The sequence below is a fragment of the Pseudomonas sp. B12(2026) genome (genome assembly GCF_057767015.1).
Map to the genome: position 1 here is coordinate 1,014,688 of NZ_CM173430.1, position 16,002 is coordinate 1,030,689.

At 68.8% G+C, this 16,002-nt stretch carries 14 protein-coding genes; 5 read left to right on the forward strand and 9 right to left on the reverse strand.

Annotated features, from left to right (window positions below; translation table 11 throughout):
- Nucleotides 1-24 precede the first annotated feature (24 nt).
- The 7 genes from arnF to arnB are packed head-to-tail and all read right to left on the reverse strand — an operon-like array spanning nucleotide 25 to nucleotide 7,508.
- A complete protein-coding gene (gene arnF, locus AC3B6A_RS04810; RefSeq protein WP_488401163.1) occupies nucleotides 25-468 on the reverse strand; it encodes a 4-amino-4-deoxy-L-arabinose-phosphoundecaprenol flippase subunit ArnF in 444 nt (147 codons plus the stop codon).
- Complete coding sequence (arnE, locus tag AC3B6A_RS04815; RefSeq protein ID WP_488401164.1) at nucleotides 465-809, reverse strand: 4-amino-4-deoxy-L-arabinose-phosphoundecaprenol flippase subunit ArnE; 345 nt, start codon at nucleotides 807-809, stop codon at nucleotides 465-467. The genes arnF and arnE overlap by 4 nt, the downstream gene beginning before the upstream one ends.
- Nucleotides 806-2,452 (reverse strand): lipid IV(A) 4-amino-4-deoxy-L-arabinosyltransferase, encoded by a 1,647-nt coding sequence (arnT, locus tag AC3B6A_RS04820; RefSeq protein WP_488401165.1) that lies wholly within the window; start codon nucleotides 2,450-2,452, stop codon nucleotides 806-808. The genes arnE and arnT overlap by 4 nt, the downstream gene beginning before the upstream one ends.
- The gene (gene arnD / locus AC3B6A_RS04825) at nucleotides 2,449-3,336 is read right to left on the reverse strand and encodes a 4-deoxy-4-formamido-L-arabinose-phosphoundecaprenol deformylase (protein ID WP_488403514.1); all 888 of its coding nucleotides are present in this window, start codon (nucleotides 3,334-3,336) and stop codon (nucleotides 2,449-2,451) included. The genes arnT and arnD overlap by 4 nt, the downstream gene beginning before the upstream one ends.
- Nucleotides 3,333-5,357, reverse strand: a complete 2,025-nt coding sequence (gene arnA / locus AC3B6A_RS04830; protein WP_488401166.1) for a bifunctional UDP-4-amino-4-deoxy-L-arabinose formyltransferase/UDP-glucuronic acid oxidase ArnA — start codon at nucleotides 5,355-5,357, stop codon at nucleotides 3,333-3,335. The genes arnD and arnA overlap by 4 nt, the downstream gene beginning before the upstream one ends.
- On the reverse strand, nucleotides 5,354-6,361 hold the full coding sequence (gene arnC / locus AC3B6A_RS04835) for an undecaprenyl-phosphate 4-deoxy-4-formamido-L-arabinose transferase (protein WP_488401167.1): 1,008 nt from the start codon (nucleotides 6,359-6,361) through the stop codon (nucleotides 5,354-5,356). Before arnC ends, arnA begins: the two co-directional genes overlap by 4 nt.
- A gap of 7 nt (nucleotides 6,362-6,368) precedes the next feature.
- Nucleotides 6,369-7,508: a UDP-4-amino-4-deoxy-L-arabinose aminotransferase gene (gene arnB / locus AC3B6A_RS04840; protein ID WP_488401168.1), complete on the reverse strand. Its 1,140-nt coding sequence runs from the start codon at nucleotides 7,506-7,508 to the stop codon at nucleotides 6,369-6,371.
- Between the two features lie 297 nt (nucleotides 7,509-7,805).
- On the opposite strand from arnB, the gene AC3B6A_RS04845 reads away from it, so the two are divergent.
- The 4 genes from AC3B6A_RS04845 to AC3B6A_RS04860 all read left to right on the forward strand — a co-directional run bounded on the left by AC3B6A_RS04845 (nucleotide 7,806) and on the right by AC3B6A_RS04860 (nucleotide 12,249).
- A complete protein-coding gene (locus AC3B6A_RS04845; RefSeq protein ID WP_488401169.1) occupies nucleotides 7,806-9,863 on the forward strand; it encodes an aminotransferase class I/II-fold pyridoxal phosphate-dependent enzyme in 2,058 nt (685 codons plus the stop codon).
- A 69-nt stretch (nucleotides 9,864-9,932) separates the two neighbouring features.
- Nucleotides 9,933-10,718 (forward strand): transporter substrate-binding domain-containing protein, encoded by a 786-nt coding sequence (locus AC3B6A_RS04850; RefSeq protein WP_488401170.1) that lies wholly within the window; start codon nucleotides 9,933-9,935, stop codon nucleotides 10,716-10,718.
- 57 nt (nucleotides 10,719-10,775) lie between these two features.
- Nucleotides 10,776-11,486, forward strand: a complete 711-nt coding sequence (locus AC3B6A_RS04855; RefSeq protein WP_488401171.1) for an ABC transporter permease — start codon at nucleotides 10,776-10,778, stop codon at nucleotides 11,484-11,486.
- 13 nt (nucleotides 11,487-11,499) lie between these two features.
- Nucleotides 11,500-12,249, forward strand: coding sequence for an ABC transporter permease (locus AC3B6A_RS04860; RefSeq protein WP_488401172.1), 750 nt, complete (start codon nucleotides 11,500-11,502; stop codon nucleotides 12,247-12,249).
- 138 nt (nucleotides 12,250-12,387) lie between these two features.
- On the opposite strand, the gene AC3B6A_RS04865 is transcribed toward AC3B6A_RS04860, so the two are convergent.
- Nucleotides 12,388-13,011 carry a TetR/AcrR family transcriptional regulator gene (locus AC3B6A_RS04865; RefSeq protein ID WP_488401173.1) on the reverse strand — a complete coding sequence of 208 codons (624 nt, stop codon included), beginning with the start codon at nucleotides 13,009-13,011 and terminating at the stop codon, nucleotides 12,388-12,390.
- A 92-nt stretch (nucleotides 13,012-13,103) separates the two neighbouring features.
- Between AC3B6A_RS04865 and AC3B6A_RS04870 the strand changes: the two genes are divergently transcribed.
- A complete protein-coding gene (locus AC3B6A_RS04870; RefSeq protein ID WP_488401174.1) occupies nucleotides 13,104-14,117 on the forward strand; it encodes a M14 family metallopeptidase in 1,014 nt (337 codons plus the stop codon).
- Nucleotides 14,118-14,258: 141 nt separating this feature from the next.
- Here AC3B6A_RS04870 and AC3B6A_RS04875 read toward each other — a convergent pair whose 3' ends face one another.
- Nucleotides 14,259-15,842 (reverse strand): peptide chain release factor 3, encoded by a 1,584-nt coding sequence (locus AC3B6A_RS04875; RefSeq protein ID WP_488401175.1) that lies wholly within the window; start codon nucleotides 15,840-15,842, stop codon nucleotides 14,259-14,261.
- Nucleotides 15,843-16,002: the final 160 nt, after the last annotated feature.

The window sequence follows — 16,002 nt, forward strand, 5'->3', positions numbered from 1 at the left end:
TGAGGGCTCATGACCAGTATGGGGTCATTCGAACTGTGTGATTTTGTGGCGGCGAGGGTCGCCGGATTTCATGACGGTTGTGCCGTTGCGGCGGCGCGGCGCGTTGATCGCGATGACGCCGGCGATCACCAGGCCGACGCCCAGCGTGCGCGACAGGCTCAGCGGCTCGCCCAGGCCCGGCAGCCAGGCGGCGCCGAGGTAGACCAGGGCGTAGCTGAGGCTGAGCAGCGAATAGGCGCGGCTCAGCGGCAGGTGGTTGAGGGCGATCAGCCAGCAGAGCATCGACAGCGCGTAGGCCAGCACCGCGCCGGCGAGCACCGCCAGGGCGGCCGGGTCGAGGCTGGCGAGGGCGTCGAGCCACTGCGCCGGCGGCGGCAGGCGGGTCATGCTCCAGCGCATGCCCAGTTGCGCGCCGCTGACCAGCAGCACGCTGCCCAGGGCGAGGCCGACGCCGCGCCAGGCGCTCATGACTGCAGCCCCAGCAGGGCCACGCCGGCGACGATCAGTGCGACGCCGCACCAGTGGCGCGCGTCGATGTGCTCGCGGAACAGCGCGCGCGCGGCGAGGGTCACCAGCACGAAGTTCAGGCTGAGCATCGGGTAGGCCAGCCCCACGTCCAGGCGTTGCAGCAGCAGCAGCCAGAGCAGCAGGCCGCCGCCCAGGCTGGCGACGGCCAGCAGCAGCCAGGGCGTGAACAGCCGGGCCGGCCAGTCGAGCTCGCGGCCGCGCCAGCTCTCCACCGCGAGCTTCTGCGCGATCTGCCCCAGGCAGGTCAGCAGGCACACGCCGGCCAGTAGCAGGGCGATCATGGCGCGGCCATCGGGATCAGCAGCACCACGAGGTGGTTCTGCCGGTAGCTGACGGCGTCCTTGGGCATCAGCGCGAGGTCGTGCTCGTCGCTGGCGCCGTTGACCCGCAGGACCACGCCGACGGAGCCGGCGGCGCGGGCCCGGGCGATCCACGCCGGGGCTTCCTCCAGGGTGACGCCGCGTCCGGCGCCCTCGGGGTAGCCGAGGCCGTACTTCAGCTCGCCGACGGTGTTGAGCAGGCTGACGTCGGTGCGCCCGGTGCGCCAGGCCAGCGCGGTGGCGGCGCCCAGGTCGTTGCTCAGCAGGGTGTCGGCGCCGCGCAGTTCGTCCAGGTGTTCGAGGACGAACTGGTCGGGCATCTTGCTGTTGACCAGGCTGTTGGGGATGGCCGTGGGCGTCAGCGCCACCAGTATCCACAGGGCGAACGCCGGCGCGGCCCAGAGCTGCGCCGGGCGCATCAGCTGCAGCGCGCCGCAGAGCGCCCAGGCGATGCAGACGATGGCCACCATCACGACGCTGGGCGTTTCGTCCTTGAACAGCGGATGGCGCAGCTGCAGGACCAGCAGCGCGATCAGCACGACCACGCCGAGCAGCAGGTTGAGCGCGCCGTTGAGGCGCAGCGCGCGCAGGCGATCCTGTTGCAGGGCGTGCGCCAGGCTGTCGGCCATCAGCAGGGCCAGCGGCGCGAAGCACGGCATGATGTAGGTGGGCAGCTTGCCCTTGGCCAGGCTGAAGAACAGGAACGGCATGACCAGCCACAGCAGCAGGTAGCCCAGCCGCGGGTCGCGCAGGCGGCTGAAGCCCTTGCGCAGCGCGGGGACCACCAGCACGGCCCAGGGCAGGGCGCCGGCGAACAGCAGCGGCACGAAGAACCAGAACGGCCGGCTGTGCTGGGCGTCGCCGCCGGCGAAGCGGCGGATGTGCTCGTGCCAGAAGAAGAAGTTCCAGAAGTCCGGCTCGCGGGCATGCATCAGCAGCGCCCAGGGCAGGCTCACCAGGGCCGCCACCAGCACCGCCAGCGGGCCGTAGCGCAGCAGTTCGGCGAAGCGCCGGTGCAGCAGCGCATAGGGCACGCCGACGAGCACCGGCAGCAGGAAGGCGAGGAAGCCCTTGGTCATGAAGCCCATGGCGCAGGCCGCGCCGACCAGGCTCCAGGCGGCGAAGCGCGCCCGCGGGGTGTCGGCGTCGAAGGCGAACCAGAGGGCGGCGAGGCTGAGGTTCACCCAGAGGCTGAACTGCGGGTCGAGGTTGGCGTAGCCGGCCTGTCCGGCGATCAGCCCGAAGCTGGCGAACAGCAGGCCCGCGGCCCAGGTGCGGCGCGGGTCCTTCCACAGCTGGTGGGCCACCAGCAGCACCAGCAGGGTGCTCAAGGCGGTGACCAGCGCCGAGGCGAAGCGCACGCCGAACAGGTTCTCGCCGAACACCGCCTGGCTCGCGGCGATCAGCCAGTAGCCGGCGGAGGGCTTCTCGAAATAGCGCAGGCCCAAGAGGTGCGGCGACAGCCAGTCGCCGCTGTGCAGCATGGCCTGGGCGATCTGCGCGTTGCGGGTTTCATCGGGAATCCACAGGCCGTGGAAGCCCAGCGGCAGCAGGAGGCAGAGGGCGAACGCGGCCAGCAGCGTCGGATAGGCGAGGCGCTTCATGCCTGTTGAACCCCCAGCCAGCCTTCGCGGCCGGCCAGCTCGCCGCGCACCAGGCGGGCGACGGGGAGGCTGGCGGGGTCGTCCGGCAGTAGCCGGCCCAGGGGCTGGAACTGGATGCCGGCCAGCCGGGCGCGAGCGAGCAACTGACGGAAAGTCTCTGCCATGAGAATGCCTTCCACTTCGGCATGGATGGTGTAGACGTTCAGCCCGTCGTTGCGGAAGCGCCGGAGGATGAAGTCGTTGAAGTCGCTGGCGGACACCTGCGGACCGACCACTTCGTCGAAGGTCGGCAGGTCCACCGGAATCTGCGGGGTGCCGGCGCGGCCGTCGGCGAGGCGCGGGCGGAACAGCGTCGTGCCGCGGCAGTCGCTGTTGTAGCGCAGGCCGAAGCGCTCCTTGGCCTCGACCACGCGCTCGTCGGCCCGCCAGCCGGCGGCGGCGGAACACTCCACCGGCCGGCCGAGGATGTCGGCGAGGCTGTCGACGCCCTGGCGAACCTGCTCCGCCAGCTGCTGCGGACTCCAGCGCCCGGCGTTGGCCTGCCAGCCGTGGTGGTCCCAGGCGTGCAGGCCGATCTCGTGGCCGGCGTCGCTGGCGCGCCGCATCAGGTGGCCGAGGTCGCGGCCGATGGGCTTGCCCGGCCAGGCGGTGCCGGCCAGGAGGATGTCCCAGCCGTACAGTCCGGCGGCGTTGGAGCGCAGCATCTTCCAGAGGAACTGCGGGCGCACCAGGCGCCACAGGTGACGGCCCATGTTGTCCGGGCCGACGCTGAAGAAGAAGGTCGCCTTGATGCCGGCTTCGTCGAGCAGGTCCAGCAGCCGCGGCACCCCGTCACGGGTGCCGCGGTAGGTGTCGACGTCGATACGCAGTCCTGCGCGCATCAGGCGATGCTTTTGCTTTTCAGCGGTACGGCGTGCGCCGCGCCGCCCGCGCGTTCGGCGATCGCTTCGCGCAGGAAGAAGTCCAGCGTCTTGCCGATGGTCTCGGCCAGTTCCACGCTGGGCTGCCAGTCCAGCAGGCGGCGGGCGTTCTCGATGCTCGGCTTGCGGTGCGACACGTCCTGGTAGCCGTCGCCGTAGAAGCTGCGGCTTTCGACTTCGCGGAAGCCGGCGAAGGGCGGGAACTGGTCGCGCAGCGGATGGGCCTCGAACTGCCGCAGCAGCTCCTCGCCGAGCTGGCGGATGCTGGCCTCGTTGTCCGGGTTGCCGATGTTGACGATCTGTCCGTCGCAGCGGCCGCCCTCGTTGTCGATGATCCGCGCCAGCGCCTCGATGCCGTCGGCGACGTCGGTGAAGCAGCGCTTCTGCGCGCCGCCGTCCACCAGGCGGATCGGCGTGCCTTCGACCAGGTGCAGGATCAGCTGGGTGATGGCGCGCGAGCTGCCGATGCGCGCGGAGTCCAGGCGGTCCAGGCGCGGGCCCATCCAGTTGAACGGACGGAACAGGGTGAACTTCAGGCCCTTCTGGCCGTAGGCCCAGATGACCCGGTCGAGCAGCTGCTTGGACACCGAGTAGATCCAGCGCTGCTTGTTGATCGGGCCGACGATCAGGTTGGAGCGGTCCTCGTCGAAGCGCTCGTCGGTGCACATGCCGTACACCTCGGAGGTGGAGGGGAAGATCACCCGCTTGTCGTACTTCACGCAGTAGCGCACCAGCTTGAGGTTTTCCTCGAAGTCCAGCTCGAACACGCGCAGCGGGTTGCGGGTGTATTCGATGGGCGTGGCGATGGCCACCAGCGGCAGCACCACGTCGCACTTCTTGATGTGGTACTCGATCCACTCGGTGTGGATGCTGATGTCGCCTTCGACGAAGTGGAAGTCCGGGTTGCTGCGCAGGCGCTCGATGGCGTCGGAGCCGATGTCCAGGCCGTAGACCTCGTAGTTGCCGCCCTGCAGCAGGCGTTCGGAGAGGTGGTTGCCGATGAAGCCGTTGACCCCGAGGATCAGCACGCGGGTCTTGCGCCTGGCCTTGCGCGCCGCGCCGTGCAGGCGCGAGCCTTCGACCAGGCCCATCTCGCGGGCCAGCTGCGGGCCGGCGAGGAACAGGCCGGCGTCGCCCTGCTGGCCGGAGAGGATTTCCAGGGAGTCTTCGCCGCAGGCGATGCGCAGCGGGTCGACGGCGAGCACCGAGCCGGGCGCCTGGCCGTCGTTGCCGTTGACCACGCGGGCGCTCCAGACGATCAGCTTGCGGTCGCCCACGGGCGCGAAGGCGCCGGGGTAGGGCTGGGTCACCGCGCGGACCAGGTTGTGCAGCTCGCGCGCCGGGCGCTGCCAGTCGATGGCGCCGTCGGCGGGGGTGCGGCGGCCGAAGTAGCTGGCGCGGGATTCGTCCTGCGCGGTTTCGACCAGCTCGCCGCGGGCCAGCTTCGGCAGCGCGTCGCGGAGCAGCTCGCGGGAGGCTTCGCGCAGCTTGCCGTGGAGGATCAGCGCGGTGTCGTCCTCGGCAATTGCCACGCGTTGCTGGGCGAGGATGGCGCCGGCGTCGGGGCGCTTGACCATGCGGTGCAGGGTGACGCCGGTCTCGCTCTCGCCGTTGACCAGCACCCAGTTGGCCGGGGCGCGGCCACGGTAGCGCGGCAGCAGCGAGCCGTGGAGGTTGAAGGCGCCGTCGGCGGCGCAGGCCAGCAGCTCCTCGCCGAGCAGGTGGCGGTAATAGAAGGAGAAGATGAAGCGCGGCTGCAGTTCGCGGATGCGCGCGACCCACAGCGGGTGATTGACGTCTTCCGGGGCGTGCACCGGGATGCCGTGGCGCGCGCAGAGCTGGGCGACGGAGCCATAGAAGCGGTTTTCCTGCGGATCGTCGGCGTGGGTGAACACGGCGTCGATCCGGTAGCCGGCGGCGAGCAGGGCTTCGATGCCGGCGCAGCCGATGTCGTGGTAGGCGAAGACGATGGTCTGCTGGGTCATGGCTGGAGAGACTCGAGAGAGGAAGACGGGGTGGTTGTGCGGTTTTCGAGCGCGACCCGTGGGCGGACGATGCGTTCGATGAAGAAGCGCGGGCGGGCGCGCACGTCGTTGTACATGCGCCCCAGGTACTCGCCGAGCAGGCCCATGCCGACCAGTTGCACGCCGGTGAAGGTGAACAGCACGGCGAACAGCACGAAGACGCCGTGGCCGGCCCAGGCGGCGCCGAAGATCACGCGCAGGGCGAGCAGCAGCAGGGCGAAGCAGAAGCCGGCCACCGCCATCGCGCCGCCGACCAGCGAGAGCAGGCGCAGCGGGGTGGTGGTCATGCAGGTGACCAGGTCGAACATCAGGTTGATCAGGCGCATGAAGTCGTACTTCGACTCGCCGTGTTCCCGCTCGGCGTGGGCCACGAGGATTTCGCTGGTGTGGCGGGCGAAGCTGTTGGCCAGGATCGGGATGAAGGTGCTGCGCTCGCGGCAGGCCAGCATCGCCTTGACGATGCTCGCGCGGTAGGCGCGCAGCATGCAGCCGTAGTCGCTCATGGCGACGCCGGTGGAGCGCTGCACGGCGAGGTTGATCAGCTTCGACGGCCAGCGGCGCAGGGCCGAGTCCTGGCGCTGCTGGCGCACGCTGCCGACCACGTCGTAGCCCTGCGCGGCCTCGGCGACCAGGCGCGGGATTTCCTCCGGCGGGTTCTGCAGGTCGGCGTCGAGGGTGATCACCAGGTCGCCCCGGCATTCCTCGAAGCCGGCCATGATCGCCGCGTGCTGGCCGTAGTTGCGGTTGAGGATCACCGCGACGACGTGGCTGCCGGGGGCTTCGGCGGCTTCCAGGAGCAGGTCGGCGGAGCCGTCGCGGCTGCCGTCGTCGATCAGGATGATCTCGTACTCGCGGCCCAGGCTGTCGCAGGCGGCGGTGGTGCGGCGCAGCAGCTCGGGCAGGCTGGCCTCTTCGTTGTACACCGGGATGACGATGGACACGCGGTTGATCGGATAGGGTTTCACGATGGCGTCACCGGGTGATGGTTTCGATGGCTTCCACCACGCGGTCGAGGTCGCCGGTGGTCATGTCGGGGAACAGCGGGATGGAGCACAGGCGCGCCGAGTTCCACTCGGTGTCGGGCAGGCTGACGTCGGGGAAGCGCTGGCGGTAGTAGCTGTGCAGGTGGCTGCCGATGAAGTGGATGCCGCTGCCGATGCCGCGCTGCTGCAGGGCCTGCATGAAGCCGTCGCGGTCGATGCCGCAGCGCTCGGCGTCGATGCGCAGGATGAACAGGTGCCAGGCGTGGTGCTGCGGGTAGTCCGGCAGCGCCAGCGGCTGCACCGGCAGGCCGGCCAGGCGCTCGCGGTAGGCCGCCGCCAGTTCGGCGCGGCGCGCGTTGATCGCTTCCAGGCGGTCGAGCTGGACCAGGGCGATGGCCGCGTTGATGTCGGTGAGGTTGTACTTGAAGCCGGGCTCGATCACCTGGGCCTGCGGCTTGCGGCCGTGGGTCAGGCGGTCGTAGGCGTCCACGCCCAGGCCGTGGAACTTGAGCATGCGCACGCGATCGGCGAGGGCGTCGTCGTCGGTGACGAACATGCCGCCTTCGGCGCAGGTCATGTTCTTGATCGCGTGGAAGGAGAAGATCGCCGTGCCGGTCTGGCCGACGGGGCGGCCGCGGTAGCGGGTGCCGGCGGCGTGGGCGGCGTCCTCGATCACGGCGATGCCGTGGCGCTGCGCCAGCGCGTTGATCGGGTCCATGTCGGCGGCGGCGCCGGCGTAGTGCACCGGGATGATGGCGCGGGTGCGCGGGGTGATCGCCGCCTCGATGCGCGCGGCGTCGGTCATCAGGGTGTCGCGGTCGACGTCGACGAACACCGGGATGGCGCCGAGCAGGCAGATCATGTTGGCGGTGGAGACCCAGGTCTGCGACGGGGTGATCACCTCGTCGCCCGGGCCGATGCCCAGCGCCAGCAGCGCCAGGTGCATGCCGCCGGTGGCCGAGGCCAGCGCCACGGCGTGCCTGCAGCCGATGGCCTGGGCGAAGCGCTGTTCCAGTTCCTGGTTCCTCGGGCCGGTGGTGATCCAGCCGGAGCGCAGCACCTCGTTGACTGCCCGGACCTCCTCGTCGCCGATGCTGGGGCGGGAGAAGGGGAGGAAGTTCGTGTCCATGTGATGAGTCCTGAGGGCGTCGGCCACGCTGTTTTGAGTGTGAGGAAGCTATCGGAACATTCGTTAAGAACCCGTTAAGTGGCTGTGTTGAAACTGTTATAGCCGGTTTATGACGGGTCTGTTTCGCAGGTCGGGGAGGGAGGGACCGGACGTCGGGGTGTTCTGAAAACGACGCACGGGTGTCGGCAATCGCTGTTGAACACTCGTTCATCCTTGGCTATGGTGGCTCCAGGTTCCGGCGGACAAGAATTCCAATACCCGCCGGGCATTCCGTCATTCGGATGAGGCCCTTCTTGCATGCGTTATTCGTCGCTTGTGGACAGGATGGTCGGACCCGGTGTTGCCGCCTGGGACATTCACTACGCGGCCATCGCCGCCCAGCGCGAAGGCCGCGACGTGATCGTCCTGAGCGTCGGCGATCCGGACTTCGCCACCCCGGATTTCATCACCGAAGCCGCCGTCGCCTCGCTGCGCGCCGGCGATACCCATTACAGCGACGTGGCCGGGCGCCCGGAGCTGCGCCAGGCGATCGCCGCGCTGCACGAACGGCGCTGCGGACAGCCGGTGGCGGCGGAGAACGTGATCGTCGTCGCCGGGGCGCAGAACGGCCTGTTCGCCGCCGCCATGTGCCTGCTGGAGCCGGGCGACGAGGTGATCGTCTTCGATCCGGTCTACGTCACCTACGAAGCCACCCTGAAGGCCACCGGCGCGACCCTGGTGCCGGTGCCGACCCGCGCAGGCAACGGCTTCCGCCCCGAGGCCGGCGACCTGGCCGCCGCCATCACCCCGCGCACCCGGGCGATCTTCTTCGCCAACCCGAACAACCCCACGGGCGTCGTGCTCAACCGCGAGGAGCTGCTGGCCATCGCCGAGCTGGCCCGCGCCCATGACCTGTGGGTGGTGGTCGACGAGGTCTACGAGGGGCTGACCTTCGAGCGCGAGCACCAGGGCTTCGCCGCGCTGCCGGGCATGGCCGAGCGCACCCTGAGCATCGGCAGCCTGTCGAAATCCCACGCGATGACCGGCTGGCGCGCCGGCTGGATCATCGCCAACCCGACGCTGGTCGGGCACCTGGAGAACCTCGCGCTGAACATGCTCTACGGCCTGCCGGGCTTCGTCCAGGAAGCCGCGCGGGTGGCGGTGGAGCGGCACGACGAGGTGGTGTCGTCGATGCGCGAGGTGTATCGCCGCCGCCGCGACCTGGTGGTCGCCGCGTTGAGCGATTGCCCCCGGGTGAACGTACTGAAGCCCGAGGCCGGCATGTTCGTGCTGGTCGACGTGCGCGACACCGGGCTGAGCTCCCTGGATTTTTCCTGGCAGCTGTTCCACGCCACCGGCGTCTCGGTGCTCGACGCGGCGGCCTTCGGCCCGCAGGCGGACGGTTTCGTGCGGCTGTCCTTCGGGCTGAGCGACGAGAGCATGGCCGAGGCCTGCGCGCGGATCATCCGCTTCGTCGAATCCCTGCCGGCGAATGCCAAACCCGTAGGAGCGAGCTTGCTCGCGAACCCTCCCCCGCACCGGAGCCATCAAGAGCGTTCGCGAGCAAGCTCGCTCCTACAAGAGCGGCCGCAGCCGCAGCCGCAAACCAGGCCGGTGATCGAAGTGCGCGATATCCACAAGCGCTTCGGCGAGTTCGAGGTGCTCAAGGGCGTTTCGCTGTCGGCCCGCGAGGGCGAGGTGATCTCGCTGATCGGCGCCAGCGGCTCGGGCAAGAGCACCCTGCTGCGCTGCATCAACATGCTGGAGATTCCCAACCAGGGCTCGGTGACCGTCAGCGGCGAGACCATCGGCCTGACCCGGAACCGCCACGGCGAGCCGATGGTGGCCGACCAGAAGCAGCTGACCCGCATCCGCTCGCAGCTGGGCATGGTGTTCCAGAGCTTCAACCTGTGGCCGCACCGCACCGTGCTGGAAAACCTGATCGAGGCGCCGACCTTCGTCCTCCACGAGGGCAAGGCCGAGGCTCGCGAACGCGCCGAGGCGCTGCTGGAGCGGGTCGGGCTGGCGGAGAAGCGCCACGAATACCCGGCCTTCCTCTCCGGCGGCCAGCAGCAGCGCGTGGCCATCGCCCGCGCGCTCGCCGTGCGGCCGAAGGTGATGCTGTTCGACGAGCCGACCTCGGCGCTGGACCCGGAGCTGGTGGGCGAAGTGCTGCGGGTGATCCGCTCGCTGGCGGAGGAGGGGCGGACCATGATCCTGGTCACCCACGAGATGGCCTTCGCCCGCGATGTGTCCAGCCACGTGGCGTTCCTCCACAAGGGGCTGATCGAGGAGGAAGGCACCGCCGAAGAGGTCTTTTCGCGGCCGCGCAGCGAGCGCTGCCGGCAGTTCGTCAATGCGCACCAGAATCGCTGACCGATGCCGCGCAGTCGGCGCATCGATGAGCGTGACCCATAACAATCGAAAACAACGCAGGGGATCACGATGAACAAGAAAGGTCTGTGCAACTGGGTGGTGGGTGCGGCGATGCTGATGGCCGGCGCGGTGAGCGCGCAGGCCGAGACGATCCGCTTCGCCCTGGCCGCCGAACCCTATCCACCGTTCTCGCAGAAGCAGCCCGACGGCAGCTGGACCGGCTTCGAACCGGACCTGATCCACAAGCTCTGCGCGGAAATGAAGGCGCAGTGCGAGATCGACGAGGTGGCCTGGGACGGCATCATCCCGGCGCTGCTGGCGAAGAAGATCGACGTGATCTTCAACTCCATGTCGATCACCGATGAGCGCGAGAAGCAGATCGCCTTCAGCCGCCCCTACTACGACACCCCGGTGGCGGTGGCCGCGCCCCAGGCCGTGGACCTGCAGATCAGCCCGGAGGGCCTGAAGGGCAAGACCATCGGCGTGCAGCTCTCCACCGTCAGCTCCAACTACCTGAAGAAGTACTACGAGAAGGTCGCCGACGTGCGCTACTACGACACCCAGGACTCGGTGAACGCCGACCTGGTGGCCGGGCGCATCGACCTGATGATGGCCGACGGCATCGCCGTGGCCTCCTTCATCAAGTCGCCGGACGCCCAGGCCGCCGGCATCGTCAACAAGGGCGAGGTGAAGTACGACCCGGTCTTCGGCCGTGGCGTCGGCGCCGGCATGCGCAAGGACGACGCCGCGCTGAAGGCGAAGATGGACGAGGCCATCGGCAAGCTGCTGGCCAGCGACGACTACAAGGCGCTGTCGGACAAGTACTTCGGCATGAGCGTCGCGCCCAAGCAGTAACTCCGGTGCACGCCCGCGCCCGCTCGGGGCGCGGGCCTGAGAGCGAGGTTCAGTGCCATGCAAAGCATCTTCGACCTGATCGGCTTCGGCGCCACGGGCTGGGGCCCGGCGTTGCTCAAGGGGCTGCTGGTCACCCTGCAGATTTCCGTCGGCGCCTTCCTGGTCGGCCTGCTGATCGGCCTGGCCGCGGCCAGCGCCAAGATCGGCGGACCCCGGCCGCTGGCGCTGCTCGCGCGCGGCTACACCACGCTGTGCCGGGCGGTGCCGGAGCTGCTGCTGATCCTGCTGCTGTTCTACGTCGGCTCCATGGGCCTGAACCAGTTCTTCGCCTGGCTCGGCTACGCCGAGGTGAAGCTCAACGGCATGATGGTGGCCATCGTCGTGCTCGGCCTGGTGCAGGGCGCCTATGCCTCGGAAATCTTCCGCGGGGCGATCCAGGCGATCCCCTACGGGCAGATCGAGGCGGCGCGGGCCTACGGCATGCACGGCTTCGGCCTGTTCCGCCGGGTGACCCTGCCGATCATGGCGCCCAACGCGCTGGCCGGCATGGCCAACCTGTGGGTCAACCTGATCAAGGACAGCGCGCTGATCAGCGTGGTGGGCACCAACGAGCTGCTCTACACCGCCAAGCAGGCCGCCGGCTCGACCCGTCACTACCTGACCTTCTACCTCACCGCGGCGGCGCTGTACTACGTGCTCACCGTGCTTTCCAACCTGTTCGCGGGTTACCTGGAGCGGCGCTTCCGCCGCTGGATTCCGGCGGTCTGAGCGAGGCGCGGCGATGAACGAACACTGGCTATTCGTCTACGGTGCCCTGCTGCTGAAGGGCCTGGGCACCACCCTGGTGATGCTGCTGATCTCCGCCACGCTCGGCTTCGTGCTGGCGCTGGGCGTGGCGCTGGCGCGGATGTCGCGCAACTTCCTGGTCTCGCGCCTGGCGCTGGCGTACACCAGCGTGATCCGCGGCACGCCGCTGCTGGTGCAGATCTACATCTTCTACTACGGCCTGGGCAGCCTGTTCGCGCAGTTCCCGCTGATCCGCGGCAGCTTCCTCTGGCCGTACCTGCGCGATGGCTTCTGGTACATCGTCATCGCGCTGATCCTCTCGGTCGGCGCCTATGTCGGCGAGGTGGTGCGCGGCGGCCTCAAGGCGGTGCCGCGTGGCGAGCTGGAGGCGGCTTCGGCGTTCGGCATGAACCGCCAGCTGGTGCTCTACCGCGTGTGGCTGCCGCGGGCGATCCGCCTGCTGCTGCCGACCCTGGCGGGGGAGAGCGTGATGCTGCTCAAGTCCACCGCGCTGGCTTCAACCATCGCCGTGGTCGACCTGCTCGGCGCCGCCAACGTGGTGCGCGCGCAGACCTTCCAGGTGTACGAGCCGCTGCTGCTGGTGGCGGCGATCTACATCTGCCTGACCTTCATCATCGAGGCGCTGTTCGCCGTGCTGGAACGCACCACGCCGGTTCGCCGCGAGGCGCAGAAACCGGCGCAGCGCTCCTGGCTGGGCAAGCGTCGTGCGAGAACGGCAGTTTGAGACTTCATGGCTCGCATTACGATCTTGCGAGCTAGAGCTGGAGTAGGCGGACGCTGCTCGAAGAGCGGAGGGTAAATAAGCATCTGAGAGCAGCGTCCAACGCCCTCCAGCCGACGCGCAGCAGATCGTTGCCGAACGTCAGGCGTAGGCGCCGCGACGCAGCCCTTCCACCCAGCGGCGGCTGAGCTCCAGGCCGTCGTCGGCGCTGAAGGTCGAGGGGTTCAGGCACCATTCCAGCCACAGCCCGTCGAGCATGGCGGAGAGGCCGATGGCGGCCAGCCGCGGGCGCGCCACGCTGAAGCCCTCGGCGCTGGCGAGGTCGCTGATGAGCGTTTGCAGGATGGCGAGGTAACTGTGATAGCCGCGCTCGTGCGCCTTGTTCACCGGCGGCGAGTGGCGGATCAGGCTCCAGAACACCACCCAGGGGCTGAGCAGGTCCGGGTCCAGCACCTGGGGCGAGAAGGAGCCGGTGAGGAAGGCTTCCATGCGCGCGGCGGGGTCGCCGCCGGCGGCGTCGACCTGCTGGTAGAGCGCCTCGGTGACCTCGCCGGCGAGGGTTTCGTAGGCCTGGGCGACCAGCGCGTCGATGCTGCCGAAGTGGTGGTTCACCAGGCCCACGGCGACGCCGGCTTCCCGGGCGATGCGGCGCACCGAGATGCCCGCGTGGCCATCGGCGACCAGGCACCTGAGGCAGGCGCGCACCAGGTGGTCGCGGCGCTCCTCCGAGGTGGCGCGCTGGGCTTTTCGGCGGGGGATATCCAAGGGGCGGCGTCCTTCTGGGCAGGCGAATGGCTCCGATACTAGGAGGCGCTGGCGAAGATTTCCATGAGCTATTCGGATAGAGGAGATGGCAGATGATCGAGGACGTTTCCTTCGGCGTACCCGGGGATTCCGGCAGCGAGCTACGCGTGCACGCCTGGCGCGTCGACGGCGGCAGGCCGGGGCCGAAGGTGCACCTGCAGGCCGGCGTGCATGCCGATGAGATCGCCGGGATGCTGGTGCTCCACGCACTGCTGCCGCGCCTGCGCGAGGCCGCCGAGCGCGGGACGCTGAACGGCAGCGTGACCGTGGTGCCGCAGGCCAATCCGCTCGGCATCGGGCAGTTCCGCCAGGGGCGCATCCTCGGTCGTCACCACGATGCGACGGCGCGCAATTTCAACCGGGGCTTCCCCGCTTCGGCGGCGGCCAGCGGCACCCTGGACAACCTCACGCTGTGGCAGAAACGCCTGGTCGAACTGGCGGCGCCGGCGGACATCGTGCTCGATCTGCACACCGACGACGAGGCGCTGCCGTACATCTACCTGCACGAATGCTTCTGGCCCGCCGGCCGCGACCTCGCGGCGGCGCTGCGTGCGGAACTGGCGATCATCTGGGAGGGCGACAGCGATGGGGCTTTCGAGGAGGCGGTGATCGCGCCCTGGCTGGCCGGGCAGCGCTTCGACGGGCGACTCGTCGCGACCGTCGAGCTGCGCGGGCAGGGCGATGTCAGCGATGCATTGGCGCGGCAGGATGCCGACGGCCTCTACCGCTTCCTCGGCGCGCGCGGCGTGGTGAGCGATGCCGGGCCGCTGCCGGAATGGGAGGGCATCGCCACGCCGATGGGCTTCATGGAAACCCTGTTCGCCCCGGCCGCCGGCGTGCTGGTGTTCGAGCGCGAGCTGGGCGAGCACATCGCCGCCGGCGAACGCTTCGCCCGGATCATCGCCCGCCCCGGCGACGCCAGCAGCGAACACATCCTGCGCGCCCCGCAAGACGGCATCCTCGCCACCCGCTACCGCGACCGCCTGATCCCCCGCGGCGCCATCGCCGCCAAGCTCACCGGCAGCGCACCGTCCAGCACCTGGAGCTCCGGCGCGCTCGATCCGTGAGGTGCTGCTCTTCGTAGGGGCGGACCTTGTCCGCGAACAATTTCCGCGCGGGTCCATCGTGGACAAGGTCCGCTCCTACGAAAAGCCATCCGGCGCAAACGAAAACGCCCGCGCGAGGCGGGCGTTTCATCGAGGGCGAACTCAGTGGTGTTCGCGGGTGGCGCGGAAGGTGATGTCCGGCCAGCGCTCTTCCATCAGGCTCAGGTTGACGCGGGTCGGGGCCAGGTAGGTGAGGTGGCCGCCGCCGTCCACGGAGAGGTTCTCCATGGCCTTGTCCTTGAACTCCTTGAGCTTCTTCTCGTCCTTGCACTCGATCCAGCGCGCCGACCAGACGTTGATCGCCTCGTAGGCGCACTCGACCTTGTATTCCTCCTTCAGGCGGCTGGCGACCACGTCGAACTGCAGCACGCCGACGGCGCCGAGGATGATGTCGTTGTTGCGCTCGGGGAAGAACACCTGCGTCGCGCCTTCCTCGGCCAGTTCCTGCAGGCCCTGGCGCAGCTGCTTGGACTTCAGCGGGTCCTTCAGGCGCACGCGGCGGAACAGTTCCGGGGCGAAGTGCGGGATGCCGGTGAAGCCCAGCGCCTCGCCTTCGGTGAAGGTGTCGCCGATCTGGATGGTGCCGTGGTTGTGCAGGCCGATGATGTCGCCGGCAAAGGCCTCTTCCAGCTGCTCACGCTCGCTGGAGAAGAAGGTCAGGGCGTCGGCGATCTTCACGTCCTTGCCCAGGCGCACGTGGCGCATCTTCATGCCTTTCTCGTACTTGCCCGAGCAGATGCGCATGAAGGCGATGCGGTCGCGGTGCTTGGGGTCCATGTTCGCCTGGATCTTGAACACGAAGCCGGAGAACTTCTCCTCGGTCGGCGCCACGACGCGCTCGTGGGCGCCGCGTTCCAGCGGTTGCGGGGCCCAGTCGACGATGCAGTCCAGCACCTGGTCGACGCCGAAGTTGCCCAGCGCGGTACCGAAGAACACCGGGGTCATCTCGCCCTTGAGGAAGGCTTCCTTGTCGAACTCGTGGCAGGCGCCCTGCACCAGTTCCAGTTCTTCGAGGAAGTTCTCGTAGAGGTCGCCCAGGTGCGCGCGGGCTTCGTCCGAGTCGAGCTTGTCGATGACTTTGGTCTCGATGCGCTCGTGGCCGTGGCCCGGCACGTAGACGACGATCTTGTCCTCGGCGAGGTGGTAGACGCCCTTGAAGTCCCTGTAGCAGCCGATCGGCCAGGTGATCGGCGCGGCCTTGATCTTCAGCACCGCCTCGATCTCGTCGAGCAGTTCGATGGGGTCGCGGATGTCGCGGTCGAGCTTGTTGATGAAGCTGACGATGGGCGTGTCGCGCAGGCGGCAGACTTCCATCAGGGCGATGGTGCGCGGTTCCACGCCTTTACCGCCGTCGAGGACCATCAGCGCCGAGTCCACCGCGGTCAGGGTGCGGTAGGTGTCTTCGGAGAAGTCTTCGTGGCCGGGGGTGTCGAGCAGGTTGATCATGTGCTCGCGGTAGGGGAACTGCATCACCGAGGTGGTGATGGAGATGCCGCGCTGCTTTTCCATCTCCATCCAGTCGGAGGTGGCGTGGCGGTCGGACTTGCGCGACTTCACGGTACCGGCGACGGCGATCGCCTTGCCCATCAGCAGGAGCTTTTCGGTAATGGTGGTCTTACCGGCGTCGGGGTGGGAGATGATCGCGAACGTGCGGCGTTTGGCGACTTCGGCGGCCTGGAGGGTCATGGATGCGTGCCTGGCTGGAATCGATGATGGGCCCGGATCGGCCCAAAAGCGCGGGATTATAACGGGAAATGACCGGCCGATCAGCGCCACCGGGCACCCGATGGCCGATGCCGGTTTCCGGTGGCGGGAGTGACCTCCCCGGGGCGGGGGCTCCGGCGGT